The sequence below is a fragment of the Pseudomonas sp. Sample_24 genome, assembly GCF_004307605.1.
Lineage (GTDB): Bacteria > Pseudomonadota > Gammaproteobacteria > Pseudomonadales > Pseudomonadaceae > Aquipseudomonas.
This window is the reverse complement of record NZ_RCNW01000347.1, coordinates 12,180-37,155: the sequence shown is the minus strand read 5'-3', so window position 1 is coordinate 37,155 and position 24,976 is coordinate 12,180. Positions and strand designations below refer to the sequence as shown.

Annotated in this window: 29 protein-coding genes; 3 read left to right on the top strand and 26 right to left on the bottom strand. The window is 61.7% G+C overall.

Annotation, left to right across the window (positions count from 1 at the left end; translation table 11 throughout):
* Nucleotides 1-146: 146 nt before the first annotated feature.
* Entirely contained in the window at nucleotides 147-1,865 is a 1,719-nt protein-coding gene (gene mobH / locus D8V06_RS20175) for a MobH family relaxase (RefSeq protein WP_130905570.1), read from the bottom strand.
* Between the two features lie 222 nt (nucleotides 1,866-2,087).
* On the opposite strand from mobH, the gene D8V06_RS20170 reads away from it, so the two are divergent.
* Nucleotides 2,088-2,282 (top strand): hypothetical protein, encoded by a 195-nt coding sequence (locus D8V06_RS20170; RefSeq protein WP_130905569.1) that lies wholly within the window; start codon nucleotides 2,088-2,090, stop codon nucleotides 2,280-2,282.
* A gap of 125 nt (nucleotides 2,283-2,407) precedes the next feature.
* Nucleotides 2,408-2,773: a histone-like nucleoid-structuring protein, MvaT/MvaU family gene (locus tag D8V06_RS20165; protein ID WP_130905568.1), complete on the top strand. Its 366-nt coding sequence runs from the start codon at nucleotides 2,408-2,410 to the stop codon at nucleotides 2,771-2,773.
* A gap of 85 nt (nucleotides 2,774-2,858) precedes the next feature.
* On the opposite strand, the gene D8V06_RS20160 is transcribed toward D8V06_RS20165, so the two are convergent.
* The 3 genes from D8V06_RS20160 to D8V06_RS20150 all read right to left on the bottom strand — a co-directional run bounded on the left by D8V06_RS20160 (nucleotide 2,859) and on the right by D8V06_RS20150 (nucleotide 4,865).
* Nucleotides 2,859-3,797, bottom strand: a complete 939-nt coding sequence (locus tag D8V06_RS20160) for a zincin-like metallopeptidase domain-containing protein (RefSeq protein ID WP_130905567.1) — start codon at nucleotides 3,795-3,797, stop codon at nucleotides 2,859-2,861.
* An 86-nt stretch (nucleotides 3,798-3,883) separates the two neighbouring features.
* Nucleotides 3,884-4,204 carry a hypothetical protein gene (locus D8V06_RS20155; RefSeq protein WP_241667853.1) on the bottom strand — a complete coding sequence of 107 codons (321 nt, stop codon included), beginning with the start codon at nucleotides 4,202-4,204 and terminating at the stop codon, nucleotides 3,884-3,886.
* A gap of 295 nt (nucleotides 4,205-4,499) precedes the next feature.
* Nucleotides 4,500-4,865, bottom strand: coding sequence for a DUF3085 domain-containing protein (locus D8V06_RS20150; RefSeq protein WP_130905566.1), 366 nt, complete (start codon nucleotides 4,863-4,865; stop codon nucleotides 4,500-4,502).
* Between the two features lie 465 nt (nucleotides 4,866-5,330).
* Between D8V06_RS20150 and D8V06_RS20145 the strand changes: the two genes are divergently transcribed.
* Nucleotides 5,331-5,690, top strand: coding sequence for a hypothetical protein (locus D8V06_RS20145; RefSeq protein ID WP_130905565.1), 360 nt, complete (start codon nucleotides 5,331-5,333; stop codon nucleotides 5,688-5,690).
* A 3-nt stretch (nucleotides 5,691-5,693) separates the two neighbouring features.
* Here D8V06_RS20145 and D8V06_RS20140 read toward each other — a convergent pair whose 3' ends face one another.
* The 22 genes from D8V06_RS20140 to D8V06_RS20035 all read right to left on the bottom strand — a co-directional run bounded on the left by D8V06_RS20140 (nucleotide 5,694) and on the right by D8V06_RS20035 (nucleotide 24,920).
* Nucleotides 5,694-7,232, bottom strand: a complete 1,539-nt coding sequence (locus D8V06_RS20140; protein WP_130905564.1) for a conjugal transfer protein TraG N-terminal domain-containing protein — start codon at nucleotides 7,230-7,232, stop codon at nucleotides 5,694-5,696.
* Nucleotides 7,233-7,241: 9 nt separating this feature from the next.
* The gene (locus tag D8V06_RS20135) at nucleotides 7,242-7,547 is read right to left on the bottom strand and encodes a hypothetical protein (RefSeq protein WP_130905563.1); all 306 of its coding nucleotides are present in this window, start codon (nucleotides 7,545-7,547) and stop codon (nucleotides 7,242-7,244) included.
* Nucleotides 7,544-8,899, bottom strand: a complete 1,356-nt coding sequence (locus D8V06_RS20130; RefSeq protein WP_130905562.1) for an integrating conjugative element protein — start codon at nucleotides 8,897-8,899, stop codon at nucleotides 7,544-7,546. Before D8V06_RS20130 ends, D8V06_RS20135 begins: the two co-directional genes overlap by 4 nt.
* On the bottom strand, nucleotides 8,899-9,876 hold the full coding sequence (locus tag D8V06_RS20125) for a TIGR03756 family integrating conjugative element protein (protein WP_130905561.1): 978 nt from the start codon (nucleotides 9,874-9,876) through the stop codon (nucleotides 8,899-8,901). The genes D8V06_RS20130 and D8V06_RS20125 overlap by 1 nt, the downstream gene beginning before the upstream one ends.
* Nucleotides 9,877-10,099: 223 nt before the next feature.
* Nucleotides 10,100-12,841: a conjugative transfer ATPase gene (locus tag D8V06_RS20120; RefSeq protein WP_130905560.1), complete on the bottom strand. Its 2,742-nt coding sequence runs from the start codon at nucleotides 12,839-12,841 to the stop codon at nucleotides 10,100-10,102.
* The gene (locus D8V06_RS20115; protein ID WP_130905559.1) at nucleotides 12,841-13,260 is read right to left on the bottom strand and encodes a TIGR03751 family conjugal transfer lipoprotein; all 420 of its coding nucleotides are present in this window, start codon (nucleotides 13,258-13,260) and stop codon (nucleotides 12,841-12,843) included. Before D8V06_RS20115 ends, D8V06_RS20120 begins: the two co-directional genes overlap by 1 nt.
* Nucleotides 13,223-14,731, bottom strand: coding sequence for a TIGR03752 family integrating conjugative element protein (locus D8V06_RS20110; protein WP_130905558.1), 1,509 nt, complete (start codon nucleotides 14,729-14,731; stop codon nucleotides 13,223-13,225). The genes D8V06_RS20115 and D8V06_RS20110 overlap by 38 nt, the downstream gene beginning before the upstream one ends.
* Nucleotides 14,721-15,527, bottom strand: a complete 807-nt coding sequence (locus D8V06_RS20105; protein ID WP_130905557.1) for a TIGR03749 family integrating conjugative element protein — start codon at nucleotides 15,525-15,527, stop codon at nucleotides 14,721-14,723. The genes D8V06_RS20110 and D8V06_RS20105 overlap by 11 nt, the downstream gene beginning before the upstream one ends.
* Complete coding sequence (locus D8V06_RS20100) at nucleotides 15,527-16,165, bottom strand: PFL_4703 family integrating conjugative element protein (protein WP_130905556.1); 639 nt, start codon at nucleotides 16,163-16,165, stop codon at nucleotides 15,527-15,529. Before D8V06_RS20100 ends, D8V06_RS20105 begins: the two co-directional genes overlap by 1 nt.
* Nucleotides 16,162-16,563 carry a TIGR03750 family conjugal transfer protein gene (locus D8V06_RS20095; RefSeq protein WP_130905555.1) on the bottom strand — a complete coding sequence of 134 codons (402 nt, stop codon included), beginning with the start codon at nucleotides 16,561-16,563 and terminating at the stop codon, nucleotides 16,162-16,164. The genes D8V06_RS20100 and D8V06_RS20095 overlap by 4 nt, the downstream gene beginning before the upstream one ends.
* Nucleotides 16,564-16,570: 7 nt before the next feature.
* Complete coding sequence (locus tag D8V06_RS20090; RefSeq protein ID WP_130905554.1) at nucleotides 16,571-16,948, bottom strand: TIGR03745 family integrating conjugative element membrane protein; 378 nt, start codon at nucleotides 16,946-16,948, stop codon at nucleotides 16,571-16,573.
* A gap of 15 nt (nucleotides 16,949-16,963) precedes the next feature.
* Nucleotides 16,964-17,203, bottom strand: coding sequence for a TIGR03758 family integrating conjugative element protein (locus D8V06_RS20085; RefSeq protein ID WP_130905553.1), 240 nt, complete (start codon nucleotides 17,201-17,203; stop codon nucleotides 16,964-16,966).
* Nucleotides 17,190-17,525: an RAQPRD family integrative conjugative element protein gene (locus D8V06_RS20080; RefSeq protein WP_130905552.1), complete on the bottom strand. Its 336-nt coding sequence runs from the start codon at nucleotides 17,523-17,525 to the stop codon at nucleotides 17,190-17,192. The genes D8V06_RS20085 and D8V06_RS20080 overlap by 14 nt, the downstream gene beginning before the upstream one ends.
* Before the next feature lie 187 nt (nucleotides 17,526-17,712).
* Entirely contained in the window at nucleotides 17,713-18,441 is a 729-nt protein-coding gene (locus D8V06_RS20075; RefSeq protein ID WP_130905551.1) for a TIGR03747 family integrating conjugative element membrane protein, read from the bottom strand.
* A 35-nt stretch (nucleotides 18,442-18,476) separates the two neighbouring features.
* A complete protein-coding gene (gene traD, locus D8V06_RS20070; RefSeq protein ID WP_130905550.1) occupies nucleotides 18,477-20,603 on the bottom strand; it encodes a type IV conjugative transfer system coupling protein TraD in 2,127 nt (708 codons plus the stop codon).
* 9 nt (nucleotides 20,604-20,612) lie between these two features.
* On the bottom strand, nucleotides 20,613-21,074 hold the full coding sequence (locus D8V06_RS20065) for an integrating conjugative element protein (protein WP_130905549.1): 462 nt from the start codon (nucleotides 21,072-21,074) through the stop codon (nucleotides 20,613-20,615).
* Entirely contained in the window at nucleotides 21,071-21,625 is a 555-nt protein-coding gene (locus tag D8V06_RS20060) for a transglycosylase (protein WP_130905548.1), read from the bottom strand. The genes D8V06_RS20065 and D8V06_RS20060 overlap by 4 nt, the downstream gene beginning before the upstream one ends.
* Complete coding sequence (locus tag D8V06_RS20055; RefSeq protein ID WP_130905547.1) at nucleotides 21,607-22,326, bottom strand: TIGR03759 family integrating conjugative element protein; 720 nt, start codon at nucleotides 22,324-22,326, stop codon at nucleotides 21,607-21,609. The genes D8V06_RS20060 and D8V06_RS20055 overlap by 19 nt, the downstream gene beginning before the upstream one ends.
* A 10-nt stretch (nucleotides 22,327-22,336) precedes the next feature.
* Nucleotides 22,337-23,008: a hypothetical protein gene (locus tag D8V06_RS20050; RefSeq protein WP_130905546.1), complete on the bottom strand. Its 672-nt coding sequence runs from the start codon at nucleotides 23,006-23,008 to the stop codon at nucleotides 22,337-22,339.
* Nucleotides 23,005-23,514, bottom strand: a complete 510-nt coding sequence (locus D8V06_RS20045; RefSeq protein ID WP_130905545.1) for a PilL N-terminal domain-containing protein — start codon at nucleotides 23,512-23,514, stop codon at nucleotides 23,005-23,007. Before D8V06_RS20045 ends, D8V06_RS20050 begins: the two co-directional genes overlap by 4 nt.
* A gap of 130 nt (nucleotides 23,515-23,644) precedes the next feature.
* On the bottom strand, nucleotides 23,645-24,358 hold the full coding sequence (locus D8V06_RS20040; protein WP_130905544.1) for a hypothetical protein: 714 nt from the start codon (nucleotides 24,356-24,358) through the stop codon (nucleotides 23,645-23,647).
* Nucleotides 24,359-24,425: 67 nt separating this feature from the next.
* Nucleotides 24,426-24,920, bottom strand: coding sequence for a JAB domain-containing protein (locus D8V06_RS20035; protein ID WP_130905543.1), 495 nt, complete (start codon nucleotides 24,918-24,920; stop codon nucleotides 24,426-24,428).
* Nucleotides 24,921-24,976: the final 56 nt, after the last annotated feature.

The window sequence follows — 24,976 nt, the reverse complement described above, 5'->3', positions numbered from 1 at the left end:
CCAAGGAGGCGGGTGTTATGAAGCTCGCACATGCTGGCCGCTCGCGAATCGAGAAGGCCATTCGTCATCACAGGAATGATTAGATTAAGGTGCCCATGGTTTGATTGTTCAAGCCATGGGCTACTTAAGGGAATTGCGTTGGAGGTTTACCTGACTAATGTAAGAAACGGATTGTCCGCCGGTGACTCTTGGGATATCGCTGCCTTACCGCGCAGGAGGTAGCCATTGAGTGAGCTCGTTTTGCGAGGACCTTTAACCTTGCAGGTCCAAATGTTCTGGCCATTAGGCTTTTTAAGATGGACATCCAGTTTCTCAAATTGATGTTGTAGAACACGCCAGGAATCGCTCTTAGGGGACGCTTCGGCCGAGTCTGGATGCTCAGCTACGTAGCGTTGGAAAATGCCCGGCGTTACTAGGAAAAATGTGCCGTCCACGGTATGGACCATGGCCTTGCTGTCGTTGACCACTAAGCGATGACTGTGAACTCCTTCGCGCAGCCACTCGATGAAGGCTAATCCCACGTCGTCTTGACACGGCGAAGCGGAAGACCGCAGGCTTTCCGCAGTTGGTCGAGCTTGGAGTTCGGCCGGCTCCTGCAGCATGTCCATCAGATCGTCGAGATAGGCGAAGTCCTCAGTTAGCGCCACAGCGGTGTGCTGTTGTTCTGCAGCTGCGATCTTTGGCCGAGCTATGGCTGACTCCCTCGCTTCATCGGTCGGCAGGGACGGTGCCACGGTCAACTCAATAGTGCCACTGAAAACTTCGGGTCGGAGTTCATCGGCCCAGACCAGGCTCGGCTGCAGGCAGAGGAAGGTGAAGCGATGCTGCCAGTCACCGTCCGTGACAGTGGCGTTCCAAACAGCTTTGCTTTCCGGTGTCGCTTCCACCAATCCATGTGACTGCAGCTCATCGAACAAGGCGATGTTGGAGGTGGGGATACCGTCCACAGCCTGGGCCAGTAGATGTGCGCGCAGTTTGTCGGTCGTGGTCTTGCTGACCAGCCATAGGTGGTCTTCAGTTAGCCAGCCGGCTGCGCCGGGCTGGTTGAGCTTGAACTCGTTCTTGACCAGATGGCGCAGTCCCGTGAGCAAGTGGTGCTGCAGGGAGTGCTTGGGCGCCTGCAAGGCCTTCGCGGGATTAGCACCGATGTTCTGTGCGGTGGACACCCGGTCAGCTTGCAGCACCAGTTCCCCGAGAATCCCTGCGTGCTCGTAGTGGTCGGCGAGCAGGAACAGCAATTGACTCCATAATTCGGAATAATCGCTTAGCCAGTCGAGCAGGGCGGGCGATAGGATCTGCGTATAGAGCAACCCCGCCGCGGCACCGTGCAGCTTGTATTCGCGGCCTGGGTGGTAGCGGAAACGGTAGGGCTGGCACAGCGGTCCGTGCCAGGGGTGCCAGCGCGCTGCGTTCTGGTACTCCACCTGCAAATCGACGGCGATTTTGCCGATGTCATGGAGCAGGGCACCGTAGGCAATCGCGGCGCTCCAGGCATCGGCTTGTGCCGCGTGGTCTTCTGGCGCCGCACCGCTGGGGAGGAGGTAGGATTGGCGTAGCTTCAAGCAGCAGGCCACGAGTTCCAACCCGTGATCGAGCATGCCCCCGGGATAGGCGTGATGATGGCTTTCGCTCGCCGGGAGTTGCTGTACGAAGCTGGCGTAGCGGCGGATGGGCTCTAGGTAGAGCCGATCAAACTGCGCTTCGGAGAGGGCCGTGTACTGCCAGATGCGTTCGAGCAGCTTTCTCCGGTGGTCGGCGGCGAGTAGCGATTCGGCCGACCGGGGAAGCATGAAGCCCTCGACGAAGGGAGTGGGAGTGAGTTCTGCCGCCTCACCTTTTCGAAATCTAAACCACGAGCGTTTCATCGCATGACCTGCTGTTCGTTCGGGAGGTCCTTTTGCCTTTTCGGATAAGCCTCTTACCCTTGCGCCCCCTTCCATTGCCGCCGTTACCCTTTACCGCCTTGGCCTTTTTTACGGGAGTGATAATTCGAAGCCAGGTCCATCGGAATCGGTGGCCGATCGGAATAGCGACCCCTTTGTCCAGGGCGTAGACTGGCCGGCATCATTGCTAGAGTAGGGGCGCGGATGACGTTAAGTGATGCAGTGTTGATCGTGTTACTGGCCGATCGGATTCATGGCACGGATACGGCCATCCGATCTGCAGCCAAGCGCTGTGCGAAAAAGCTGCCCCGCAGCCAGCGCGATATCGTGTTCAAGATTGGAAACAGCGCAAATCCGCGGCAACTTGTGGCGCACCTTTGTCAGCACTTGTCTGATTGAGTGACCAAGCGAGGTCGTTTTAACCGAAACCTTGCAAGAGCGCGTGCGCTTTAAGTAAACCTTCGGCTAAAACCGCAGTCTCAGTTATTATCCCTGCACTTGTCCCACGCTTAGGAAAATTATTCATGTCCAAACTTGCCGAGTTCAAAGCACTGGAAGCGCAATTGGCCGCGCAGCTGCAACAGCTGGATGCCATGAAAAACGACTCTGGTTTGAAGCAGGAAATCGAGTTTGAGCAGAAACTCAAAGCGTTGCTGGAAGAGTACAGCATGGGCCTGCGCCAGGTGATCAGCATTCTGGATCCGTCCAAGGGTCTGAGCGTACCGACCGCGAGTGCGTCCAGCAGCAGCCAGCGTAAGCCGCGCGAGGTGAAACGCTACAAGCATCCGCAGAGCGGTGAGGTTGTGGAAACCAAGGGCGGCAACCACAAGATCCTCAAACAGTGGAAGCAGGAGCACGGCTCGGACACCGTTGAGAGCTGGGTGCAGTAATCGCTGACTTATTGACAGCGGTACAAGTCACGCAGCAGACAAAATAAAGGCCCCGGATAGGGGCCTTTTTGCTGGGTGAGAGCAATCATGCGGTGAGTCGAGCGGACGTATCCGTGGCTTGATCAGACTGCAAGGCCAACAGGTACTCAGAGGCTTCCCGGGCCTGACCACTGGCGCGGAAAATGGCTCGTTTGTCTTCCTTGAGTATCTTCAACCAGGACGCCAGGTATTCCTCGTGACGCAACTCGCCCGTGGTACCGGTGAGTGCGCAGAGAAACGCGGCGCCCATTTCTGCGACCAGTTCCTCGAAGGCATACGCCGTGGAGCCGAATGCATGCCCGCCGGTGATACCTTCACGGTTCAGACGCGACCGGTGGCCCGACCAGTGTGTCAGCTCATGCAGAGCCGTTGCGTAGTAGCTGCCGACGTCTTCGAACTGCGCCTTCGTAGGTAGTTGGATCAGATCCCGAATCGGCTGATAGCACGCATCATCGCTGTAGCGATGCTCGATGCGCGCACCGCTGGCGACCAGCAGTTGCTCTGCTGGTTCATGATCGATGAAGGTCGCGGGGTCAGTGTGCTCGGTGGAGGCTGGCTCCTCGTCAGGCAAGCCTTCGGTCTGCTCAATGTTGAACAGGCAGTGTGTGCGCAGAATCGCGAACTGCACCAATTTGATGTTGCCCTGCTCATCGCGAACGACTTGGCCGTCCTCGTCATGCGCCTCCTTGCTCATCGGTTTGTACAGCACCGCGAGGGTGGATTGCTCGCCCTTGCGCACATGGCCGCCAGCCTTGCGTGCTTGATTGAAGGTCAGCCAGCGATCCTTGGTGAACCCTCGCAGGCGGGCCTCGGCCCACAAGAGTGGAACGTTGATGCCGGCGTAAGGCCGCCGGGTAATGGCGTTGATGGGGAATGGGGAGTCAGCGCTCGAACCTGCGGTAGTCCAGGGTTTGATCCAAGGGATCACGCCTTGGCTCAGGGCACTGACGATCTTGTTGGTGACGTCCAGGTAGATATCGGACATGGCGTTCTCCGGTTGTGAAGGGGGAACACCTCCCCACCGGGAAGGGTTCCCGGTGGGGTAGAGGGGCAGTGACGGTGCTGAGTGGGTCAGAGGGCAGCGATGTCTACCGCGCTCTCATCAGGCAGTCGGACGAGCAAAAAAGCTGGGCCGCTGTGTGGGGTGACGCGAGCCAGCTGAAGCTGCGGCAAATGAGCAACTACTGAAGTGCCGTTGCTCTGCAGCTCGAGCTGCAGTGCTATGGGATGGTGCAGGGCAAGCGGTGCAGACGTTAGCGCGCTATTGAGCAGTTCTGCCAAGCGCAGTGTGGACTGACCAACCGGCTCCTCGCCTGTGGCAGGTTCAATGAACTGTCGCCAGACACCTGGGCTCAGCACAATGGCAGTGGAGAGGTGGTTCATCCTGGACATGGTGGCCTCCGGTTAGCAGATTCCGCGTCACCTTTCTGAGGTTTGGTGTGGATTTGCCGGATCCGATCAACCCGCCGAGCAGAGAGCGTCCGTCCATTAAAACGCGCCTGAACGTGGGGTCAATCTCCGATCCTGACCTCCTTTGAACGGCTCTATCCAAGGCGTTCAAAGGAAGACTATCGGCCTTGAATTCCTGACCAGTGGCGATCTCCAGTCAGTCTGAACGTAGTGTGTAATGCCTCCCGAAAGGCCCGCTAGGTGCCTCTCGGGAAGCGCGAGGTGCTCGCTTTTAGGTTCAAGGTTTTCCCGCAGGATCAACCTCGGCGGCCAGGTACAGGTGGGTGGAGGTAGCCTCCACCCCCAGCGAACCTGCAGTGCCGCGAAGGCTGGCGAGAACGGGATCGTCAATGTCAAAGTACTCGGCAAAATCATCGCCACCGAATTCATCGCGGGCATGATTCCACCAGGTGTCGAAGTCGTCGACGGCAGGGTTGCAACCGGTGGCATAAGCCACGCGTTTGCGCCCACCGCCATCCGGCTTGCATTCGCCAACCTCTGACATGAGGTAGACGCCGTGGTCTTTGACCAATATGACTCTGCAACCGTTGATACCGGCCTCTGCTAATACGGCGTGAAGTTCAGTGCCTGTAAAACTCAGCATGATGAGATCCTCCAAAATGTGCGGAGGAATGCCACCCATGCGGGAGAATTCCCAGCACTGGTATGGATTGGGTTTGGGGGGCGTCAAAGACGCGGGCTCAATGAGCTATGGGGGATTGGAAGGCGTTCATCACCGGGGAACGGTGACCATGCGAGCTGCCGAACGCGAATCGCATTTGGGGATAACCATCACGTGTGTGACGTAGCCTCAAAGGTTATGGCTACCTGGGATGCTGGAAAACCAGCGATTGCACAATTGGTTTAACAAGCGAACCGACATAGCGTCAATGGTGTTTTTCGCATGGGTCGAGCGAACCAGTGCACTGAGCGCCACCGGTGATAATCGGCGACTGGCAGGTGATCAACGGTCATGAAAATCAGCAGCAGAAGAGTAAGCTAAAGCTTGGATCCAAGTTGGCGGTAACCAAATGGCCCCGAGCGAAATGACGGGAGAGGAGCCAATCAAATGTTGACTACAGCTTCTTCAACCTCCAGTCGGACAAGCATCGGCAAGCATTGCATACACGCTGCGGTTGGTGCTGGCCGGATGGTCAAGCGACTCGAAACGACGCTGCTGCATTCCAGTGCATTAGCTTCAGTGCCCTTCAAGTATCGGCAATTTGGCTTGCAGATTTTCAAGTTGCTCATCTTGCTTGCGGTTGCGTCAGTTGCACTTTTCTTAGCGCTTGGAATGCTTGCGCTTTGGACAATCGCAGCATTGCCAATAACTGCACCTGACAATGAGCCTGATATTTTCGAAGTGAGTCACCCTCGCCATCGTTTCAAGTATCCTGAGATGTATGACGATCACGGATCACTACGCTGATTTTTACTTGAGCTTTTGAATACCTTCGACAACTTGAGATGATCCTTTCCCGGCTTGAAGTTTGGCGCTTTCCGCGCCCTGAGTAAGCAAGCTTTGAACGTTGCTGCCAACGTTGTAACCAGCCCAGCTCATCGCGCCGAGGAAAAACATTGGCAGCACCACGAACATTGTGCCCATAACGTACTCGATCACCTGCGCGGTAACCGTCCCGTCCATGAATCCTGCCGTCGGTAATGACAAAAGCAGCTGGTCGGTGGCGGAGACTTGGTTGTACAGCGTTTCCAGCATGCTCGAATCGATCCAGCGCGCAAGCTCCCACCAGAACGTCAGCATGTGCAGGGTGAACAGCGCGAACGTGATCGTCATGAGCGCCTTGAGCTGGTAAGTGCTGATCAGCAGTACCAGCGGCAAACTGATGATCGTGCCCATGATCAGGAAGGCCTGAACCATCGGCAAGGCCGTTCGCAGCGCATTCATCGCCGGGAAGTTGCTGAACGAGCCCAGGGCCAGGCCGGTGTTTGTCGCCAGATTGTTGAGGCCTTGCGTCAGTGAGCCGCCCCGGGCACTGCTGCCATAGTCCTGGAACACCTGTCCGGGCGCCATACTCAATGACTGCTGCCGCGGGCTCACCAGCTCCCGTAGAGTAGCGTTTTCGATCTCGCTGGCACTCCGCCCGGTCAGCCAGCCCCGCAACTGCGAAATCAGCGACGGATCGACCTCGGCGACCAGGCGATCACGCAGCCCGACCGTGGCATCGCTCCACCACTGTTTGCAGGTGGGGTAACCCGCGTCGTTGTCGAGCCGAGGCAGGGAGGTATCCCGGGTCTCGTCGTATGGCCAGTCGACCCTAGGCGTTCGCGAGCGATCGGTGTCGTAGTAACCCGGTCTGTTGAGCAAGTAGGTCGAGCCGATCCAGGACGCATCGTAGCTCTGCGATTCGTCCAGCTCGGGACGATTGGTGAACAGCCGCGAGCGCGAAAAGCCGTAGCAGTCCCGGGTGAAGTCGGCGACCTCCTGCAGCAGCACCTGGTCGTTGATGCGCGAGCTGTCGATCTCCATGCGCATCGCGCGGATGTCAGGCGCGCACGGAATCGACGCGGTGGCAGCGGCGGTGATGCCTTTGCTCATGGCATGCACCAGGAACCACCACACCGGCACGTTTGCTGACTTCTCACCGATGGTGTTGAAGGTCGTGCCCCAGGCCGTGTCCGCGGGCTTGGCCATGGACACCCCACAGCGCTGGTTCGCCGCATCATCGAAGGTCACCGAGGACAGGTTCAGCGGGAAGAACGGCATGCAGCCAAACAGGATGACCACGTAGCTCATCCACAGCCGGTTTTCGACCCGAGGGATCGTCAGCAGGCCCTTGTTGCCTTCGTCAGCGCCCTGTTGGCGGGCCGACAGCCATTCCTGCAGGATGATCGCGCCGAAGGGCGCGGCGAACAGCCCCGTGTCGGCCAGCGTGTTCCAGATGCCGTTGTTGATGATCCAGGCCAGCAGCGACAGGTAGTACTCGAGGTAGCTGTTGGTGCTCATGTTCATGGCTACCCCTCACACGCGAGACAGTTCGACTAGGATGATCGAGCTGAAGCCGATTAATCCCAGACGCTTGACGCGTTGCTGGTCCACAAGCGCGGGCCGCAAGCGCAACGCCGCGGTCCAGTCGGCGAGGATCAGGGTGTACTGCAGGACGCGCCAACAGGCGAAGTAGGGCGTAGTCCCCCGCGCCTGCGTAAACCAATCAAGCTGGGAGCCCGGCAGTTGCAGTGCCATCAAGGCAATCACCAGAATGACCACTATGGCGCCGAGGATCAGCAGTGCATGACAGATCGTTGACCTCACCGAGAGCGGCATCATGGTGTGCTCCTCCCTTGGTCCGCCCGGTGCAGTCGATCCGGCTCAGGATCGCGCTGATCGATACTGCGCGAGGCGTCGGCGCCGCCGACATGTCGATCGAGCACCAGGCTGGCGGTGTTGGTGGCCAGCGACTGGCGTACCTGCAGCTCGGTTTGCAGCAGGCGGATCTCGCGCTCCAGCGTTTCGACATTACCGTTGAGGGCGGTGGTGGCAGGCTGCGCCGACGCGACATTGGGCTCATGGCTGCCGGCCAGCAGCGTGCGCTGCAGCAGCATCGCTTTGTAGATCACGCTCGATAACGCGGTCTCGCTGGCCAGGCGTCGGGCCAGCAGGTTCTGGTCGGGATCGTCGCGCAACCCCTCGATGACCCCGCGGGAGACCTGCAGCAAGGGGCTGGAAACTTTGCCGAGGTTTTCCGGCGTGGGCTGTTCCGAGCCCGACAACATGCGCTGCAGTCCCTCGAGGTGCTCCGTATAGGTTTCCTGGATCAGTGGTGACAAACCTGTGCCGGCGGTCACACGCAGCGTTTCGCAGTCGTCACAGGTCTCCACCTCGGTTTCACCGAGCACGCGGGTGGCCCATTCGGAGGCCTCCTCGGGGCTCGACCAAGCTTGGCAGATTGCGCCATTCTGGCACCCAGACCCGACGGCCGACGTTTCCCCAACGGCTCGGTTGTGTAGCAGGTTATAGCCCGCCTTGACCACGTCTGAGGTCAACCGGATAGGTTGCTGACCGTTGCCCCCGGCTTTCTGTCCACCGACCCAACTGACACCGTTGTTGCCGTTGTTCGATTCGGTGTCCTTCACCGCCATCACGGCATCACCGTCGGACCGCTCGAGGTTTTGCTGCATCTCCTGGTTCTGCGCCAGCGCGCCCCAGCCGGCCTGGTCGACTTTGTCGGCCATTTTCGCGGCCATTGCCTGGCAGGTGAGCTTGGAGCGGTCGAAGTCGATGCGCCCTTGCAGCACACCATTGCTCAGCAACTCGTACAGCCCGGGGTTGGCGCGCTGAATGATCATCGCCGGTAGCGACATCACCGCCTGCGTGGCGTTCTGTATGACATTGCCCATGATCTGCTGGAAGCCCTGGGTGGCACCGTTGAGCTGGTTCTGCAGGGTGTTCGAGAGGTTCATGTTTCCGCACATCATGTTCGCCCGCCAGGACATGCCGACGCCGAGGCCATTGGGGCGGTAGAGCGAGGAGGGCGCTCCCGCCGCTGATCCGCCGCCGATGGTGTACATCACTCGGTCATCCAACACTTCGGCCTGTTGGCCAAGGTGGTAGCCGCTTTCGGCGGCGTAACCCGCGGTACACACGAGGAAACACAGCAACCCGATTGAGAGGGTGTTCATCATTGGCCTCCATCAAAGTCGATGCTGAACAGGAAGGTCTGACCCATGCGCTGGCAGCAGCGGTAGGGGCGCCAAAGCGACCAGGCATAGGCGCCGTCGTTGTTCTGGACTGTCGAGCTGGGGAAGATCGCGCAGGTGTTCTGGACCGTCGGGACCAGCAACTGCCAGCGGTGGTTATTGACGTTGTTCTCCATGACCTGCTGCGGCGGCCAGTAGCCGGGAGCGGGCAGCGGCTGCAGCGGCCGGTAAACATGCGGCTGGCCAGCGCGCGTGATGAAGTCGCTGGCGCGCTGAGCCATGACGGCAGCCGCCTTGAAGTCGTCGGGCTGCACCAGAAAACCGTGGCGTGGATAGACGCTGCCCCACATGTCCCCAAGCGCTTGGCTGCCAATCTCGCGCATGCCCGGTACGAGCGCCTGCGGGTAGACGGATTCAGGGATGGTCTGGCGCCAAGCCAAGGGGTCGAGCGTGCTGAGGTAGTAGGGTGAAAAAGACACGGCCCCACTCGGGCACGCATAGCCGAAACTTTTCGCCAGGGCAGTCAGCGCCGCGCCGCCGGGATGCCCGATGCCGTCGACGTTCTTGAAGCGCGGAAGGTTATCGCGCTGCAGTGAGGGCGTGATCAGGTTGCCGCCGCCCTGCGACGCCGGCGTCGGCGCCGCCAGTGCGGACATCTCGCTCCAAGGATTACCACCGGTGTTGGAATAACTCGACACCACCAGTTCGGGAATGAAATGGCGGACCTTGGGTGAGGTCCGCACGGTGCAGCCAAAGGGCGTGCAGAGTAGCCAATAGCAGATTCCGACGACTCGGTACTCCAGGCACTGCAGCGAAGTGACGGAGGCGATGATGGCGGGAGTGGTCAGTGCCAGGCACTGCTCAGCCACGACGAGCAGAGCGGCCACAGTGAAGGTTCGGCCGCGCTCTGTCCTCCTGGCCTTTCGGTATCTGCGTTGGGTGGCGGCGGTCACATTCATGGGCAGCGCTCGGCAGGTGGCAGCGGTGGGCATCCGTGCGCCAAGTGTCAGCATCCCGGATCTAACTCAGGAGGAGGACGGGCAAACCGAGTCCGGGGTGATCGGTTTCGTCCGTCGCCGGGTTGAGGGGGCGAATGAGGCGAAACGACCGATGGAGTGAAAATGTAATCCTGTCGAATTTTGCTAAGGGAAAGGGCTTTGACTATGGCTGGCTCTGGGCTGTTCAGGACATACCGCGCAGGCGATCGATCTCTGCGGCGACCTGCAGGGCGGCCTCCAGCTCGGACTGTTGGTACTCTTCCATCAACCGCCAGCGCTGAGCTTTCTCCTCGGGCTCGGTCATGGCCAGGGCGAGGTACAGGCTCGGCGGCACCGCGCGAAACAGTGTCTCCAGGTTCTTCGACAGGACCACGCCCTCGGTGTACTTGCCCGAGGCCTTGCTCGCGGACAGCAGCAGCGCTTTCTGCGCCGGCGTGAGCTTCTTGAAGCGGGCGATCTCCTCGATTTCCGCCGGCGGCATGTTCAAGCAGATCCACCACTCGATCATGTTGAGCATGGTCTGCGCCGCGTCGGGGAAGTCGGCCAGGTTCTGCGTCGCCAGCCAGAACCATGCGCCGAGCTTGCGCCACATCTTGGTGCCCTTGACCACAAAGGGCGCCAGCAGTGGATTTTTGGTGATGATGTGGCCTTCGTCGGTGACCATGATGATCGGGCGCCCCAGGTACTGGTCGCGTTCGGCGAGGTTGTTCACCGTGTTCATCAGACTGATGTAGCTGATCGACATCTGCGCCTCATAGCCCTCACGGGCATAGGTGGCGAGGTCGACGATCGTCACATCGCTCTCCGGCCAGGGCGTGCCGGGTCGGTCGAAGAGGGCGCCCTCGAAGCCTTGGCAGAACAGGTCGATGGACTCGGCCATCTCCTGCGCTCGCTCACGGCGCTTGTCGGGCAGGTGGACATCGCCGGCGACCTGGCGCAGCGCATCACGGACGTGGCGGGTCATGACCTGCTGCTTGGTGGCTGCGCAGTGCCGGGCGGCATCGAGGATGCACTCGCGGATCAGGCTGCGGTCTGCTCGGGTCAGGCGTGCCTCTTCCTTGGCTTCGCCACCGGTGATCATCAGCCGCGCGGTGATCTCCAGCTCGCCCAGCACGTCGCGCTGCTCATCACTATCCGGTGCGACTTCATCCAAGTCTTCGGTCGACAGGCTGGCCACCTGGTCAGGGTGCTCGATCAGCCGCCGGGCATCGGCAAAGGGCGCCAGGCTCAGACCACTGCCGGGTTTGAGCTGGACCTTGTTCACGGACAGCCCGAGGGTGGCGAAGTAATCGCCCTGCAGGCCGAAGGAGTTGCCGGCTTCGACGATGAACAGCCGCGGCCGGTACACGGCCATGACCTGCATCAGGATTGAGACCAGGGTGGCCGATTTGCCGGCGCCGGTCGGGCCGAACAACAGCAGGTGGCCATTCATGGAGCGGTCGAAGCGCGACAGCGGATCGAAAGACAACGGCGCACCGCCGCGGTTGAAGAAGGTAATGCCGGGGTTGCCGGTGCCGATGCTGCGCCCCCAGAGGGGCAGCAAGTTGGCGGCATGCTGGGCAAACAGCAGTCGGGTGTACCAGTTGCGCGTGTCTCGTGCAGGGTTATAGACCATCGGCAGCCAACGCAGGTAGCTGTTGCACGCGGCCACTTCATCACCCTCGCGCACCGGTTGCAGGCCGGCCCCGAGCAGCACATTGGCGGCCTGGATTGAACGCTGGCGCAGTTGCTGTTCGTCGGCGCCACGCAGGTACAGCGCCAAGGTGCCGCGGTACAGCTTGTGCTGGCGGCCGATCAGCGCGCGGGCCTCTTCGACGTCCTGGCGGGTCTGGGTCGAGGCGAGGTTCTCGCCGATGGCTTTGCGCGCTAGGCGGTTGAGCTGCTCCTCGAGTACATCCTGGGGCGTGATCACCAAGGTCAGGCTCATGACCGCCTGCTCGGGCAACTGATCGAACAGGGCGTTCAAGGCTTCGCCCTTGCGCGTTTCACCGGTCAACTGACCGATATGCGGCGGTCTGCGCAGCTTGTCGACCACTATCACGGTGTGGGGTTGTTGATCGAAGTACCAAAGGCCCTGGTCGTTATCGGAACGCGGTTCGTGGAAGAACAGCCGCTCGGCGAAATCGTGGTCGAACGGCAGCGATAGGTCCTCGCCGTCGTCCGTCTCCGGATAGGGCACGCGTCGATAGAACGCTGCGGGGGATTCGCCGGTGAGGGCAGGAGCCGGGTTGAACCAGGGTAGCAACCAGGCGTAAAAGTCGCGCCCGGTCAACCGCCGAGGGCTGACCCCGCAGGCCTGCAACGAGGCCACCAGGCGATCGCAGGTGCGACTCAGCAGTTGAACCGGGCTTTGCCCTTCATCGTCAGCCTGGTCCCCGAGCCGGCGATAGACCACCAGCCGAATTCGCCGGTTGCTGCCACGCCAGGGCAGGTGAGACACGACATGGTCGTCAAACAGCCCGCCCGGTTTGGCGATGGCGTGGAGGTGACACTGCATCGACGCGAGGAAGGCTCCGGTAAACGGCGTGCCTTGTGCCCGAAGGGCGATGTAGCGCTCCAGGCGTTCGAGGTACGGGTAAAAGTCACTGTCGTCCTGGCAGAAGAACTGCACCACCCAAGGCGCCTGGTCGAGTTCGTCGAAGCTGTCCTGCAGCGCATCTTCCAGGGCGTCGCGCGCCGCCATCAGCCACTCGGGTTCACGGCCTTCGGTCCCGATCGGCTGCAGCTCGAACACGGCGCCTACGGAGCGATTGTCGTCGAGCAGAAAGCACTGTTCCTCCTCGAGGTATTCGACCCAGGGCAAGTGGTCGGCGAAGCTGGGATTGTGCGCGTACTGCGCCGCTTCATCGGCGCAGGTTGCCCGCCGACGCTGCGCCGCACGCCAAGGCTTCCAGCGCGGCGGGTCGCGATTCGCGTCATCGGCCATCACAGATCATCCAGGCGTTCGCCCGGCAGCGCGTACTGGACCTTCTCGTACAACGGAAACACCGTCGAGTAGCCTGGCACCGGTGTCTGCTGGGTACCGGTCAGGTGCGGGTAGATGTACATGACCAGGTCGGGATTGGGCAGGCGCGGAAACTGAGCGCGGATCTCGTTGGCGGCGGTGCGGGTGTAGGCGTTCTGGTCGTTGATCAGGTGCTCGGGATCCAGCACCGGACGGCGTAGTTCGCTGCGGGCCTCCTGCAGCTGTTGCTGGGCGCCGACCGAGCCGCTGCCGTTCCAGATATCCAGCATGGTTTGCTCGCCGTGGGGCAGCATTTCATCCTTGCTGGTGGAACAGCCAGCCAGATGCAGGCCAAGCAGCAGGCTAATCCAGATCCAGTACCGAAACGGATGGGCTTTCATGATTCACTCTCCGACCTTTGGGTTCGTAGTCGATGCTGATTTCGTGATCCAGGTGCAGAGCCACCTTGGCCCCAGGCGGGACATAGATGGCGGCGAAGGCTTCGCCGTAGAGCTTGTTGATCCAGTCACGGATGTCGCCGATGCCACCGCTGATGACCGAGTTCAGAGCGCTGGTGCCGCTGTTCTGGCTCAAAGCCAGGCTGCCGCTGGCCGAGTTGATGAACGAGGTGTTGGTCTGCTCGCTGCCCAGCGCCGCGGCAAAGCCGGCGCCAGCCGCGGTGATCAGGCTCTGGCTGCCCAGGTACTGCTGGGCGTTGGAGCGGCGCTCGCCGGAGATGCAGGGAATACCGTAGGGATCGGAGATATAGCCCAAGCCGCCGCGGATGTTCTCGGTGTCCGAGGTCTGGGTGCTGCTGCGATTGCGGCTCACGACTTTTTGCGGTTGCGGCACCGTGCGGACGGTGCCGTCGCTGAAGACAAAGGTGATCGACTCGACCTGGCCGCGCACACAGGACAAGGTCCAGTCGCCTGAGGCGGTGCCGCTCATGACCGCGCCGACCACGTCCGGCAGGTCGATGCCGTTGGCGGTGAGGTTGTCGGGTCCCACCAGTACCTTGAAGGGGTAGGGATCGTTCACCGTGCCGTCCACCGGTACGCGGCCAATCAGGGCTGTCATGGCGATCGAGCCCATCAGCGTCGAGTTCTCGGGAATGGTGTAGATGGGCTTGGCCCCTTCAGTGCGATCCTTGGCGTTTTCCAGGTCGCGCTCGCCTTTGGCGACGGCGCGCAAGTGGTCCTGGCTGCGGTCGATGGCGCTGTTGTCCAGGCCGTGCAGGTCCTTGAATTTCGACGTCAGTGTCGACAGTGGACCGTCGGTTTTGGTGGCGTCCTCCTGGCCGGTGCGCGCATTCGACGGTTCGACCCACTGCACCGCATCAATTGATGTCTGTGCGTTTGAAAACTGTTGCTCGTCACCTGGCTCAAGACCAAAGCCCGCAGGTACATCCGACTTCTCACCCGGCTTGCCGGTGAGCTGGTCCTTGAGCCTGGACAGCAGCCCCTGGGTCTCGCGGTGCTGCTGCTCGGCCTTCTGCCGAGCATCATTGGCCTGCTGGCGCTGTTCGGTGACCTGCTGGGTGACGCTGCTCAACGTGCTCTGGATGCGGCTGTCAATGTTGCCTTCGCGCGTGCGCAGTCGGTTGTTCTCGGTCTGCAGCGTATCGTTACCTTTCTTCAGTGACAACATCTCGCTGCGCATCGCCTTGACCTGACCGATCAGGGTGGCCACCGTGTCGCGTGGCGTGTCGCCAGCGATGCCCAAAGCTTTTGCCTGTTCCGCAGTGAGCGCTGTCTTATCTGGATCATGGGCCGGCTGGCCGTCTGGAGCGACCACCCAGGATTTGCCGATGATCAGCACAATGCCCAGCAGCACGCCGGGTACCAGCCACTTCAGCAGGCTGTTAGCTTTCATGATCGGCAGCCTCCGGCGTTGGCGGGGGCAACAGCAGGGCATGCTTCAGGTCGCCGCCGCGGGTGACTAGGTACGCCACAGTGGTGTCCTCCGGCGTGCGGGCATGACCGAGGTACGCGTGCTGAAACGTTGCGGCGTACAGCGTGGCTTGCAGATGACGCGGGTCCAGCGAGACCTTGCCTGGTCCGCGGTTCACGATCTTCACTGCAGTCACCCAGTAGTCACCCAACCGCCAGGCCGCGAGTGCCTTGATCGAAACCCGTTCGGTAGGCAGCAGCGTACTGAGCCCAACAGAATCGCCCAGCGGTACCCTACGAACACCGGGCAGCGGCGCCACCGTGCGCAGAGGCGCATACAGGTTCTGCGCCGCAAAACGGGTGAGCACGACCGGCACCGGAGTCGCTGCCGGTGCTGACCCCTGTGTTGTTTCCAAGTCCGGTTCCTGAGCCTGGGCGACGATCTTGATCGGCTCAAGCGACTCGCTGCCCTCGAGCGCTTCGATGTCGATCAGGATGATATCCCCCGACTTCACCGACTGCAGCTGCAGACGGGTCGGGGGAATAGCTTCCGCTGCACGCAGGTACACCGTTCCCCCAACGGACTGCACCCGCAGCTTGTTGGCGATCGCACTCGGCAGTCCGATACGGACATCTTCATCCAGCATCAGGATGCGCTCCTGGCCCACCGTGAGCGGGATGGCCAACGGCAGGCGATCCCAGTATTTGACCTCGACGGCGCCAGCGGTTGAACACCAGCCGGCGACCGACACCAGGATCAGGATCAAGACACGCATCATTACGCACCTCCAGGCAGCGTCAGCTTCTGCGGTGTGCCTTCGTAGCAGTCCAGGGCCAGGCCCCACTTGTTGTGCTCAGGGTCGACGTCGAAGCGCACCACGCGCAACGGATAGCGCACGACCACGCGCTTCACCGGCTCGGCGGCGTAGTACTCGTCGGCGTTGAGGTCGAGCTTGACCAGCCAGCTGTGCTTATCCAGCTGTTTCACGCGCAGGTCGGGGTCGTCGCTGTAGCCGCGGCCCAGCACCTCGTATACCCCACGCACCCGGCCGCGGAGCTCGCCGGCGGCCTTGCGGTATTCAAAGTCGCCATCGAAGAAGGTCTTGCACGCCGGGGTGAGGTAGGGCTGCAGGGCGAAGATGGCGCGGTGATAATCGGTCTCGCCGTCAGTGGGCCAGCGGTTGAGCTGGCCAAAGATGTACAGGGCAAAGGCGTAGATGTTCTCGGGGGGCACGTCCCACCATTTGCGCGTACTGCCGGAACGCAGGTCGGGTGGCACGTGAATGGTCAGCTCAGAAGGCGCGGATTGCCAGCCGTACCAAGTCCCGGTGCATAGCAGCGCGAGGATCGCCACGGCTATGCGCAGGCTAAAGATATGCGCTTGCTGCGCATCGACCTTGTTGCGAAAGCGGCTCATGCGGCGGTCCTCACATGCCGGTGTGTACGGCGGACGGTCCAGGGACCGGAATGCAGGATCAACTGGTGAATGCCGATGCCCCAGTGCACCGCCAGATGCCACTGCAGGCGCCGGTACAGCCAGGTTTCGGGGCGGGCACGCTTGGCCCGACGCAGCAGCTTGCCGCCACCGAGCAACACCAGTGCCATGCACAGGAACATGCAGGTAGGCAGGGTGGCGATGGAGGCGCTGGACACCGCCAGCGGCGCGCCGAGGATCACACCCAGCACGGCACCGACCATCAGCGCGACCCACATCTCGTCGTTGGTGAGACCACGCAGGACGGCCGGGTCGCGGTTGAGGCGCTCCGGGAGGAAGGTCAACGTGCCGTCAGGCAGGGTGGCAGGGGCGTCGGACATGGTGACCTCACAGAATCGTGGCGGCTTTGGTCAGGAACCACAGGATCACCACCACCAGCAGCGCGCCGACCCCGACCACCGCGCCGAGGTCCTTCCAGGTCTTGCGCTGGTTCTGTACGTCGGCGTAGACGGTGAGCGAATGCCAGGCCACGCCCAGGAAGGCAAGGGTGGCGATCAACAGGCCGAGCAGGATGCCGCCGTCATAGGCGTAGTTTTTGATGGTGTCAATCAACCCCGAACCTTCGCCGCGAGAGGGCGCTTCCATGGTCGGCAGGTCGGCCCAGGCGAGTGTCGAGCTCAGCAGTATTAGACCGCCGAGCAGGGCTTTCGAACAGCTATCCTGCAGCAGAGTGAGCGGGTGGTGGCAACGACGGGAAAGGTTCATGGCAAGCTCTCCTGGTTACGACAGCATGAAAAACATCAGCACGATCAGGGTAAGGGCAAGGCGCAGTGTGCTGCCGCCGAGCGTGCCGAAATTGATGTTGCCGGCCGCCCAGCCGCGGTAGCCGGTCCACAGGGCCCAGGCACACCAGAGCAACGCGAGTACCAACACCGATGAGCGCCACAGGACCGAGCTGAGCTGCGGGGTAAACCCCGCCACTGCGGAAAACGCGGTGAGTTGGGCGTCAGTCATGCTCATCGGACGGACTCGAGTGAGGCACCTCAGCGCGATAATCACCGGTCAACTCGGCCAGGTCGGCAGGCTGCGCTCGGGTGGGCGAAAGGTACTTGTAGATGCCTTGGCGCACGCGCTGCAGATCCGCTGCGAAACGTGGGTAGTCGAATTGATACCGAGCCGTATCGACACCGATCTGGCTACTGCGCGCTCTATCAGCCAACTGTTCGATGGCAATGATCTGCCGCTGCACTAGGCCCAGGTCCGAGCGTTCGCGAACGTCTTGAGCTGTGGCCGTGAGTGCAACCATGCAGGCAAACAATAAGGGGTAGGGAGAAAGCATCATGGCGAAATCCAGCCGGGAATCTGACCTTCACCTTGATCATTCAGGCTGGTATCGGCATGAGCTAAAGGGAATTTCGAGGGCTCGGTTTTAAGAGGAGAAGTGACGAACAAAAGTCGGTTGCTTGGATGACTCCAAACCGGAGTTTCAGCACTGGGTCACGAATGTTGTAAAAACAGTCGTGACACACTCAAAGATACTTTTTGAATGTAGCCATCGTGATGGCAACCATGCATCCCAGCAGAGCCGCACATGGGAGCAGCACCCAAGTGGGATTGAGTGACCAAGGCAAGGAGAGGTAGATCACCCAGGGGCTGACCATCAGCGGCAGTAATGTCCGCTTTGCTCGGTGGTAAACAAAGCTGCTCTCGTGGTCCGCCCCAAATTTGCGCAGGTCACGGCGCATCAAACCATCGACAGCGCCGGTGATCACGGCGAGCAGGAACAGGGGCATGGCCAGGGTGAGGACGGCCAGGCGAACGACAAAAGTGAAGACCGTGAACAGCGCTGCCATCAGGTAGTCCTGTATCACGACGTAGACCTGGGCAAACTGACCCTGGAGCGACGCCTCGCGACTAAGCAACTTCAACTGTGCGTCGGATTGTGCCCATCCGGAGTGGACCACAACCCATTCATACAGGTATTCAAGTATTTTGGCGGTCGCTTGCGCCGGTTCTTGTACTAGCAGTGAACTCTTGAAATGGCCGCTGAGCCAGCCCAGCTCACTCAGCCACATGGCATGGCTGTGGTGCCAGCCCTGGTCTGGCCAGAACCACAACATGCCCACGAACTCCAGTACGATGGAGAACAGCAGCGAAGCGAACAGCAGGCCGAGCAGCCGTAGGCACAATTCGACCGTGCCGAATACGAGCCCCGGACGTCGCGGTGCAGAAGGCGGACTGGCTGGGATGATGGGCATACAGGTTCCACAGGATTCGGTTGCTTGCGAGGTATTTACGAGGCGCGTCTACGCCCAGGCGGTGGCATCTCTGGATCGAAGTCGACGGTCGGTGCTCCTCCCGCGCTGGACCACCAGTTACCCGCATTGGCGTTGTATGAGTCGCGCATGCGTGCGGCCAGGGTCTGCAGATCCGCCGGCATCGCATCGTCGCTGGCCGGCATCGGCAGTGGCATACGCACTTTCCACAGCTGCCCGCCTTCTTGGAACGAGAACATCTGGCCTTTCGGCAGGGCGATGATGTGCGCCGGTTCGATCAGCGGCACGGCGGTGGTGGTGACGCGGTCCTGGGAGGAGGAGGTGAAGTCCGTACGGGCATCGGGATCCGCGGTGTCCGTCGCCCCTGAGACCAGAGTGCGGGTCTGCACGTTGACCTTGGGCAATTGATTGGTCAGCAGTTCCGCCGTCGCGGTTTCCCGAACACGGAGCATCTGCAGGGTGTTGAAGTTGCCGATGACCTGGCCGGCTTTGGCCCGGCTGCCAATGCGCGCCTCGATGTCACTCAAAGTCTGGGTGTAGGCAGTCACCTGGATACCCGCACCGCCGCCCTTGTTGATCAGTGGGATGAACTCATCGCCCATCAGTTCGTTGAACTCGTCGGCGTGCAGGTTGACCGGCACCTTGTCCACCGCGCTGGAGGAGCCCGGCAGGCCATGGTCGATGCCGTGCTTGTAGATATGCCCGGCGACGGAGACCAAGTCGGCAAACATCGAGTTACCGACGGCGGCGGCGACTTCGGCATCGGACAGGGCATCTAGGCCGACGTAGACGATGCCGCGCTTGCGGATGATTTGTAGCCAGTCGAAGATCGGCCGGGGATCGTCCAGGTCAGTATAGTTGGGGGCCAACAGTTGGGCCGTCTTGCCGCTGGTGAGCTTTTCCAGCAATGGCAGCAGCGAGGCCACGATTTTATCGAAATAGGTGCGGTCATAGCGCACGGCCGAACGCAGGCCGTCCATCACCGGGTCGAAGATGCGTTTGGCCGCCAGGTACTGCTCGATGGCGACCACTCGCTTTTCACGGCCGATCATGTGTCGTGGCACATTCTTCTCATTGAGACGGCCCTCGATCTGCACGATCGCTTCCCAAGCCTGCGCGTCGTGGTGGGCGAAAAAGTGTTGGGCGTACTCGATGAACAGCGCATCAATGTTCACTACGTGCCGCTGGATCTGCAGGTAGTCCGGGCGTCGGCCCAGTTCGATCAGCGCCCGGGCAATGATGTTCACGAAGCGCCAGGCGAACTCACGAAACGCCGCGGAGTTGCCTTCGCCGCTCAGTTGCCCGGCGATCCGGGTGGCGACTTCGGAGATGCGGCCGAACCGGCCAATTGCGTTGTAGCGTGCGGAGATCTCCGGCCAACCCAGGTGAAAAACGTAGAATTCGTGCTCGCGACCGGCACGCCGTGCCTCCACGTACATGCGCTTGAGCAGGTCGGCGTCGCCCTTGGGGTCGAAGACAATCACCACTTCCTGAGTTGGACGGTGGATGTCCTGGGTGATGTAGACCTCGGCCAGGCGCGTTTTGCCGACGCGCGTAGTGCCCAGCACCAGGGTGTGCCCTACGCGTTCGCCCAGCGGCAAGGTGGCTTCCTGCTCACTCGGCTCGACGCCGTGCAGCAGCGGTGATCCCCCCATCGGAGGTAGCGGGCGTACCGGGTTGAGCGGACTGTTCCAAGCGGTCAGGCGGGGCAACAGCGAAAACGCAGATGGGGCCTTCTCCAGCCGATGCTCCATCCTGCGCGCCCATTGGTAGGCGGCCGATTGGTTGACATAGCGGGCCAGCGCCGGGTCCTGAGCCTCGAGCAGACGTTGGGTATGCAGGCGGGTCCAGCGAAAGCCACGGCCCATGAACAGGTGCTTTCGGCTTACCGGAATCTGGCGGCTGGTCAGCGTGTAGCGCGGCAGGCGACGAATGTTGCGCCGATAGCGCAGGACAATCCGGGCCTCGTTGAGCCGCTTGATGCCGAATGCGATGTAGGCCAGGGCCATGCCCGTACCGACCTCAGGCGACAGTGCCACCGCCCAGGGTGAGTGCAAGCACAGGGCACCAGCACCCGCGCAGAGGCCCACGGTGTACAGTTCCACCGCGGGGCGTAGCAGTGACTCCATCGTATGGTCGCCCATGATGATCCCTCACTGTTCCAGGCCGGTGGGCGTGATGAGCACCGGGTAGTGCTCCAGCTCCAGGCGTTCGGCGATGTCGTCGCCACTTACCGGCCAGATGTTCAACTTGGGGGCTGCCGCCTGGATGCGACGCAAGGCCTGGGCGTTTACGACCTCGACCGCCAGACCGCTGGCGTTTAGAGCCTTCAGGGCTTGCGCATGCTTGGACAACCACTCCAGGGAAACGGAGTCCTGCCCGATCAGGAACAGCGGGAGCAGGCCTGGCAGGTTCAACGCTCTACGCACCACGGTGCCTGGAGTGAGGCGCGCGCTGTGCACCGGCAGCACCCAGTTCAGTGCGTGTGGGTCTGGGGCCTGATCGAGGGCGGGCGACTCGAAGGCTGCATGGGGCTGGGGATTGGCGGGGGCATCGAACGCGGCGACGGACAGCCACTGACAGATGGCCAGCGCCGCTAGGCGCGAAAGACTCATGGCTGTGCCCCTCGACGAAGGGGCGTGATCGCTTGGATGCGTTGCCAGTGTCGACTGAATTGTATGCGGTAGCGCGCCGCGTGCGCGCCGCCGGCCGGCCGGTGGTAACGGCCGGCCGCCACGATCCAGTCACCTGTGTCGGCATAATGTTCGCGCAGCAGTTCGGCGGTGACGGCCAGATTCGCCCGCGGATCAAGGGCATCGCACGCGCTGGGGTAGCGGTCAGGGTGATATCCAAGATTGGTCTGTCCTAGCCCGACATCGATGCGTTTGGGATCTTGACGGGTGAGCTCTAGCTGGAGCGCGGCACAGGCCTCCTTGCGACTGGCAAAACGGCGCGATGTGCCAGCTACATTCAAGGTCCAGGGCCAGGGTATGAGGTGGCCGCGTAGCGGGATGCCGCTCTCCTGTAAGGCGATAGCGAAGAGCACCGAGACGGGGATGTCGGCCCGCGCGGCGGCCAATTGGTACGCGGGCGGAGGCAGAGATTCCGCCTGGACGATGGTCACGCCGGTCAAGGCCAGCGCAAGGATCAGTCGATGCGCTGCCATTTTCCGTCCACCTGCTGAAAGCGCGCCGGCAAGGGGCGGGTGGCACCCAAGGCAAACCACCGGCCGCGGTCGTGGTTGAGGGTGACCTGGCCGCTGCTGACCTGGGCTGGGGTAATGCCGGCGCCACGCGCCCAGTGCCGCAGACTCGCATCGTCACCCTGGCTGCCCACCAAATACACGTCCAGGCGGACGCCGGCAAGGAGCCACTGCTGGGTACTGGTTATGCAGGCCGGACAGGGTTCTTCCACGAACAGGGTATAGCGGGTGGTGGTTGGCGTTGCTGACTCGTCGGTGAGACCCTGCACTGGCAGCATCCCCGGAAACAGTCGTGCCCAAGCGGCGGTGTAGGCTTTCTGGTAAGCCAGCTCGCGCTCTGCACGTTTGGCTTCGAGGCGAACCTGCAGTTCGGCATAGCGCTGTCGCTCGTGTTCAGATTCGGCCTCGACGCCCAGGGTGGTGAGGGGGTCGAGCTGCGGCGACCAGTAGTGGCGGGGTCCGGTCTGCAGGCGTTCGAATGTGGCCCATTCGCCATCGGTTAGCCCCCAAACTTTTGCCGGGGTCGCGCCCGAAGGCTGCCGATCTAGCGGTGCCTGCTCGCTGTACTGCTGGTCTGAGCCAACCATGTTTGGTGCGATCCATCTCGGACCTGCCAGCAGGCAGGTGGGGACTAGTAACAGAGAGAGGGCGGAGAGCCGAACCATAAACACCTCTTTACGGCAGGGGCAATGTGCGATCACCATGGCCAGGGATATGGAACACGACCTGATCCTTGCGGATCGCACGCAGCTGCCAACCATTGAGGCTGTCGCCGGGCTGCAGCAGGTGCACGGTCGACAACGAGTGGCTACCGGCGGGCAGGGCTGCAACGAATCTGGCCTCTCCTCGGGTCTGGATGCCCAGTAGGGTCAACGGCGGTGCCGGGGCGTTGGCCTGGGCTTTCTGGTCGGTGGAGGCCGCCGGCTGCGCGTTGCCAGCCGCTGGCAACGCGGGTCGGGACGAGAGCTTCTCGACCGCAGCCTCTGCCTTGCCCAACCGTTGCTCCAGTGCGGTGAAGTCGGCGCGGTTCGGACCACTCGGTGCCGCTTGAACGGCCTGGAGCGACACCGCCATCGCATCTAACTGCTGGCTGAGCGTCGTCTGCGCCGACGCGTGCTGACGTTGCGCGTCGCCCAGCGCCGCCACCTGCGGTTGCAGTGTCGCGAGGGTGTTGCCGAGCGCATCGACGTCTCGCCGCAAGGCGGGCGCCGGGTCGGCGGGGGCATTGCGGGCTGCGGCTTGGAGTTCGGCCAAATGCTGGTGTTGGTTGTACGTTTCGGCAGCAAGCACGGCGATGCCCAGGCATAGGCCGCCGATCACTAGGGCCTGAAAGCGGTGGACCTTCATGGCGCGATCTCCAGTGTCGAGAGTGGCGGTTTGGGCCGTGGCGAGCGGAGGGTGTAGCAGACGGTCCGGTCGACCGGATCAATGTTGAGCCTCCAGGCCGGGCCGCCGATGATGGTCAAAGCGTCCAGCAGCCAAATCGGTCCGAGTTGTTGGTGCACGGCGGGCAGGGGGCGGCTGAACAACCGATCCACCGCTGCACTGTTGGGGCAGAGTGAGTAGCCCGAGCGTTGCAGCACGTGACGCAGTGCTTCACCCACATTCGCGTGCAGAGCCGGGGCAATCTGCACGTTGATCAGTTGATACAGCGGCTGGCGCTGGTCCAGGGGGGGCTGAATACTGGTCAGGGTGTAGCGATCCTGACGGACCCAGGCGGGTAGCGTGGGTTTCTGCTTCTGCACTGAAGCCGGCGCTGCTGCGGGAACTGCCGTTGTCGGCACCGGTGGCGGCGTGCTGCAGCCGGCCAGCGTGATCATCAGTCCGAGGGTGGAGAGTGTGGGAGCGTGCATGACCGGGTCTCGACAGAAGTTGCCGACACCTTGGCGAAAATGCGGGACGCGCCCTACTGAAAAAACGAATCTGGTCGCCCGGATTACCGCGAAGCATCCATGATAAAGGCGCCCAGTGGGGCGCCTTGGGTCAGTCTTCAGTGAATAGAGACAGCTCCGGGAGTGGCGCTGCGTCGGGGTCAAAGATCAGCAAACGGGTGTCGGCGAAACCTGCCAGCAGCAACAGCTGCAACAACACGGGTGGGACATGGTCGTCGCGCATGCATGCACTGACTTCGCCGGCGCTACAGCTGCTGCATCCTTCGGTCTCCATGCGCCAGGGTGTCGAATACAGCTTACATCCCACAGCATGGCTGTTGCGCAGTTCGAAGCACTCGAAGAAGCCCGCCGGTGACTGCTGCCAAGCGCGCTTTTGCAGGTACTCGAATTCTGTCGTTGGCAGGTGGGCAGAGCTGATCTCCCAGCTGCGGCTGTCGTGCCCCGTGGAAAAGGACAACAACTCGATCAGGGTGCGGGCTGCCTCCTCGCTGGGGAGGTCGCCGAGGTGCAGCGGGCTTCCACGGTGATGGCCGATGATCTGGTAGACCACACTGCACACCAGGCCGTCGGCCGGGCAGCGCATCCGGACAAAATTGGGCACGCTTTGGCCGTCGGTGATGAGCGCGTAATTGTCATCGAACAGGCATGGCCGGAAATTGATGGCCTCAATGGGCAGTTGGAGTTGCGCCGGGTGCAGAGGGCGGTAGCAGGGTGGACTATCACCGGCATTATTGATCTGGACAACGTGTTCATAGCTCAGATCGTGGAAGCCGCGAAGGAAAGGGTTGCGAAATGAAGAGTGCATGATCGTTCTCCAGAGGCGCAGAGGCCACCTCAAACTGACGGTGGCCTTTTGGACAGGGAAGGGACTGTTAGATCCAGCCATGTTCGGCGAGCGAAAGCGGGGTGCCTTCGCCGACGATGATGTGGTCCAGGACGCGTACCTCAACCAGTGCCAGGGCCTCGGTCAGGCGCCGGGTGAGCACCCGGTCGGCGGAGCTCGGTTCCGGGCAACCGGAAGGGTGGTTGTGACTGAAGATCACGGCGGCAGCGTTGTGCTCCAGCGCCTTGATGACGACCTCGCGTGGATACACGGAGGCGCCGTCGATGCTGCCGGTGAACAGTTCGTCAAAGCTCAACACGCGATGGCGTGAGTCCAGGCAAAGCAGTGCGAACACCTCATGTTGGTAAGGGGCGAGCCGCAGTTTCAGGTAGGCAGCGGCGTCGGAGGGAGTCAACAGCACTTCGCCGCGCTGGAAGTAGCGTTGATCCAGCAACTGCAGAGCTTGGGTGATCAGCGCATCCTCATGGGCGCGTTGGGTCAATGCCGGCTCGAGCGTGCCGACCAGGTTCAGGGCAGTGTTCATGGGCAATTCCTCGTGGGAGATGGAGCGCCCCCTGGGGAGTGCCCCAGGCAGGTGAA

Excerpts from the sequence above, each read along its gene's own strand:
- D8V06_RS20035 (WP_130905543.1), bottom strand. The coding sequence starts at position 24,920 with ATGAACACTGCCCTGAACCTGGTCGGCACGCTCGAGCCGGCATTGACC.
- D8V06_RS20040 (WP_130905544.1), bottom strand. The coding sequence starts at position 24,358 with ATGCACTCTTCATTTCGCAACCCTTTCCTTCGCGGCTTCCACGATCTG.
- D8V06_RS20130 (WP_130905562.1), bottom strand. The coding sequence starts at position 8,899 with ATGAACACCCTCTCAATCGGGTTGCTGTGTTTCCTCGTGTGTACCGCG.
- D8V06_RS20045 (WP_130905545.1), bottom strand. The coding sequence starts at position 23,514 with ATGCACGCTCCCACACTCTCCACCCTCGGACTGATGATCACGCTGGCC.
- D8V06_RS20055 (WP_130905547.1), bottom strand. The coding sequence starts at position 22,326 with ATGGTTCGGCTCTCCGCCCTCTCTCTGTTACTAGTCCCCACCTGCCTG.
- D8V06_RS20115 (WP_130905559.1), bottom strand. The coding sequence starts at position 13,260 with ATGAAAGCCCATCCGTTTCGGTACTGGATCTGGATTAGCCTGCTGCTT.
- D8V06_RS20095 (WP_130905555.1), bottom strand. The coding sequence starts at position 16,563 with ATGTCCGACGCCCCTGCCACCCTGCCTGACGGCACGTTGACCTTCCTC.
- D8V06_RS20125 (WP_130905561.1), bottom strand. The coding sequence starts at position 9,876 with ATGAATGTGACCGCCGCCACCCAACGCAGATACCGAAAGGCCAGGAGG.
- D8V06_RS20100 (WP_130905556.1), bottom strand. The coding sequence starts at position 16,165 with ATGAGCCGCTTTCGCAACAAGGTCGATGCGCAGCAAGCGCATATCTTT.
- D8V06_RS20155 (WP_241667853.1), bottom strand. The coding sequence starts at position 4,204 with ATGTCCAGGATGAACCACCTCTCCACTGCCATTGTGCTGAGCCCAGGT.
- D8V06_RS20145 (WP_130905565.1), top strand. The coding sequence starts at position 5,331 with ATGTTGACTACAGCTTCTTCAACCTCCAGTCGGACAAGCATCGGCAAG.
- D8V06_RS20135 (WP_130905563.1), bottom strand. The coding sequence starts at position 7,547 with ATGATGCCGCTCTCGGTGAGGTCAACGATCTGTCATGCACTGCTGATC.
- D8V06_RS20140 (WP_130905564.1), bottom strand. The coding sequence starts at position 7,232 with ATGAACATGAGCACCAACAGCTACCTCGAGTACTACCTGTCGCTGCTG.
- D8V06_RS20085 (WP_130905553.1), bottom strand. The coding sequence starts at position 17,203 with ATGAGCATGACTGACGCCCAACTCACCGCGTTTTCCGCAGTGGCGGGG.
- D8V06_RS20160 (WP_130905567.1), bottom strand. The coding sequence starts at position 3,797 with ATGTCCGATATCTACCTGGACGTCACCAACAAGATCGTCAGTGCCCTG.
- mobH (WP_130905570.1), bottom strand. The coding sequence starts at position 1,865 with ATGAAACGCTCGTGGTTTAGATTTCGAAAAGGTGAGGCGGCAGAACTC.
- D8V06_RS20065 (WP_130905549.1), bottom strand. The coding sequence starts at position 21,074 with ATGAGTCTTTCGCGCCTAGCGGCGCTGGCCATCTGTCAGTGGCTGTCC.
- D8V06_RS20075 (WP_130905551.1), bottom strand. The coding sequence starts at position 18,441 with ATGCCCATCATCCCAGCCAGTCCGCCTTCTGCACCGCGACGTCCGGGG.
- D8V06_RS20150 (WP_130905566.1), bottom strand. The coding sequence starts at position 4,865 with ATGCTGAGTTTTACAGGCACTGAACTTCACGCCGTATTAGCAGAGGCC.
- D8V06_RS20090 (WP_130905554.1), bottom strand. The coding sequence starts at position 16,948 with ATGAACCTTTCCCGTCGTTGCCACCACCCGCTCACTCTGCTGCAGGAT.
- D8V06_RS20080 (WP_130905552.1), bottom strand. The coding sequence starts at position 17,525 with ATGATGCTTTCTCCCTACCCCTTATTGTTTGCCTGCATGGTTGCACTC.
- D8V06_RS20105 (WP_130905557.1), bottom strand. The coding sequence starts at position 15,527 with ATGATGCGTGTCTTGATCCTGATCCTGGTGTCGGTCGCCGGCTGGTGT.
- D8V06_RS20170 (WP_130905569.1), top strand. The coding sequence starts at position 2,088 with ATGACGTTAAGTGATGCAGTGTTGATCGTGTTACTGGCCGATCGGATT.
- D8V06_RS20110 (WP_130905558.1), bottom strand. The coding sequence starts at position 14,731 with ATGAAAGCTAACAGCCTGCTGAAGTGGCTGGTACCCGGCGTGCTGCTG.
- D8V06_RS20050 (WP_130905546.1), bottom strand. The coding sequence starts at position 23,008 with ATGAAGGTCCACCGCTTTCAGGCCCTAGTGATCGGCGGCCTATGCCTG.
- D8V06_RS20120 (WP_130905560.1), bottom strand. The coding sequence starts at position 12,841 with ATGGCCGATGACGCGAATCGCGACCCGCCGCGCTGGAAGCCTTGGCGT.
- D8V06_RS20060 (WP_130905548.1), bottom strand. The coding sequence starts at position 21,625 with ATGGCAGCGCATCGACTGATCCTTGCGCTGGCCTTGACCGGCGTGACC.
- traD (WP_130905550.1), bottom strand. The coding sequence starts at position 20,603 with ATGGGCGACCATACGATGGAGTCACTGCTACGCCCCGCGGTGGAACTG.
- D8V06_RS20165 (WP_130905568.1), top strand. The coding sequence starts at position 2,408 with ATGTCCAAACTTGCCGAGTTCAAAGCACTGGAAGCGCAATTGGCCGCG.